General features: G+C 62.5%; 2 protein-coding genes. Both read right to left on the bottom strand.

What is annotated here, in order from left to right:
• Window positions 1-74 precede the first annotated feature (74 nt).
• On the bottom strand, window positions 75-542 hold the full coding sequence (locus tag AC628_RS41765) for a hypothetical protein (RefSeq protein ID WP_074132583.1): 468 nt from the start codon (window positions 540-542) through the stop codon (window positions 75-77).
• On the bottom strand, window positions 542-832 hold the full coding sequence (locus AC628_RS41760; protein WP_074132582.1) for a hypothetical protein: 291 nt from the start codon (window positions 830-832) through the stop codon (window positions 542-544). The genes AC628_RS41765 and AC628_RS41760 overlap by 1 nt, the downstream gene beginning before the upstream one ends.
• Between the last annotated feature and the right edge of the window lie 97 nt (window positions 833-929).

The following is a 929-nucleotide window of genomic DNA, read 5'->3' as shown; positions in this document are numbered from 1 at the left end:
GGCCTTGAAACCGTCTTCATAGCGCGCGCGCATCGCTGCGACGGCGCCGGCATAATCAGCCATGGGAATAACCTCTAGCGTGCGCGGATCTCGAGGGCCGGCTGACGCACCAGCCAGGCCTGCCGGGCCTTGTCGGACATGCGGCGCCGACCGGCCTTGATCTGCTTGGAGAATGCGGCATAGGCCGCGATATCGCCGAACCGGACCGGCATGAACGTGAACTTGACCGCAGCGCGGTTGCCGTAGCGCCCTGCGACGATCAGCGCCGTCTCTTGGTAGATTTTCGGCGCGACCTTCATTTTCATCCGGCCGATCTCAATCTTGCGCGCGTAAGGGACCGGATTGGAAATGTTGATCTGGTCGCCGCGCCGAAAGCCGGAAACGTCACTGACGGCGCGGCCATTGAGGAAAACCGTGTGACTGTCCCGGTAGAGACCAGGATGCGGATCGTCGACCGAACCGACCGGCGAGCGTTCGCGCAACGTCGCGAGCGCAAAATCGACGACGTCCTGCATCGCCAGATATCGGAATATGATCCGCATCAGTTGTCGACCGAGACGATCTCATCATGCGGACCGTTGAGGACTTCCTCGACCTCGGCCGGAATGATGTCGTTCAAGGAATGGTCGGCCTCCTCCTGGTGGATGCGGTCGAGCATCTTTTTCCGCGCCCTGCGCAGCGCGAGCTCTTTCGCATCCTGGAACGCCTTGCGCGCGTTCAAGCCGGCCAGGTCGCCGGTTATGACGAATTTCGCTTCCTCGGCGGTTGAGATGCCATTCCGCGCGGCGTCGAGCCTGCGCTCGTAATCTGCCTCGTCAAACACCTTGCCCATCAGCCGCGGACCTGCAGCTCGAATGCGATGACCTGCCCCTGCATCCGCCTGGTCGCGTCGTCGACGCCCTCGATACTGACCTCGGCGCCGGCGATCA

Origin of the sequence: Bradyrhizobium sp. NAS96.2 (assembly GCF_001908235.1) — a bacterium.
GTDB lineage: Bacteria > Pseudomonadota > Alphaproteobacteria > Rhizobiales > Xanthobacteraceae > Bradyrhizobium.
This window is presented reverse-complemented; position numbering and strand designations above follow the sequence as displayed.

Excerpts from the sequence above, each read along its gene's own strand:
- AC628_RS41760 (WP_074132582.1), bottom strand. The coding sequence starts at position 832 with ATGGGCAAGGTGTTTGACGAGGCAGATTACGAGCGCAGGCTCGACGCC.
- AC628_RS41765 (WP_074132583.1), bottom strand. The coding sequence starts at position 542 with ATGCGGATCATATTCCGATATCTGGCGATGCAGGACGTCGTCGATTTT.